1 rRNA gene is annotated in these 1,252 nt (G+C 56.5%); it reads left to right on the top strand.

What is annotated here, in order from left to right:
• Positions 1 to 1,252, top strand: a 16S ribosomal RNA gene (locus tag HMPREF2674_RS02660); the annotation flags it as partial.

Genomic DNA, 1,252 nt, shown 5'->3' with positions numbered 1-1,252 from the left:
ATCTCCGCATGGAGTGTTGGTGGAAAGCGTTATGTAGTGGTTATAGATGGGCTCACGGCCTATCAGCTTGTTGGTGAGGTAACGGCTCACCAAGGCGACGACGGGTAGCCGGCCTGAGAGGGTGACCGGCCACACTGGGACTGAGACACGGCCCAGACTCCTACGGGAGGCAGCAGTGGGGAATATTGCACAATGGGCGCAAGCCTGATGCAGCGACGCCGCGTGAGGGATGACGGCCTTCGGGTTGTAAACCTCTGTTAGCAGGGAAGAAGAGAAATTGACGGTACCTGCAGAGAAAGCGCCGGCTAACTACGTGCCAGCAGCCGCGGTAATACGTAGGGCGCGAGCGTTGTCCGGAATTATTGGGCGTAAAGAGCTTGTAGGCGGTTTGTCGCGTCTGCTGTGAAAGGCCGGGGCTTAACCCCGTGTATTGCAGTGGGTACGGGCAGACTAGAGTGCAGTAGGGGAGACTGGAATTCCTGGTGTAGCGGTGGAATGCGCAGATATCAGGAGGAACACCGATGGCGAAGGCAGGTCTCTGGGCTGTAACTGACGCTGAGAAGCGAAAGCATGGGGAGCGAACAGGATTAGATACCCTGGTAGTCCATGCCGTAAACGTTGGGCACTAGGTGTGGGGGACATTCCACGTTTTCCGCGCCGTAGCTAACGCATTAAGTGCCCCGCCTGGGGAGTACGGCCGCAAGGCTAAAACTCAAAGAAATTGACGGGGGCCCGCACAAGCGGCGGAGCATGCGGATTAATTCGATGCAACGCGAAGAACCTTACCAAGGCTTGACATATACTGGACCGCATCAGAGATGGTGTTTCCCTTCGGGGCTGGTATACAGGTGGTGCATGGTTGTCGTCAGCTCGTGTCGTGAGATGTTGGGTTAAGTCCCGCAACGAGCGCAACCCTCGTTCTATGTTGCCAGCACGTTATGGTGGGGACTCATAGGAGACTGCCGGGGTCAACTCGGAGGAAGGTGGGGATGACGTCAAATCATCATGCCCCTTATGTCTTGGGCTTCACGCATGCTACAATGGCCGGTACAGAGGGTTGCGATACTGTGAGGTGGAGCTAATCCCTAAAAGCCGGTCTCAGTTCGGATTGGGGTCTGCAACTCGACCCCATGAAGTCGGAGTCGCTAGTAATCGCAGATCAGCAACGCTGCGGTGAATACGTTCCCGGGCCTTGTACACACCGCCCGTCAAGTCACGAAAGTTGGTAACACCCAAAGCCGGTGGCCTAACC

The organism is Rothia sp. HMSC062F03 (assembly GCF_001836905.1).
In the GTDB taxonomy this organism is placed as follows: Bacteria; Actinomycetota; Actinomycetes; order Actinomycetales; family Micrococcaceae; genus Rothia; species Rothia mucilaginosa_A.
This window is presented reverse-complemented; position numbering and strand designations above follow the sequence as displayed.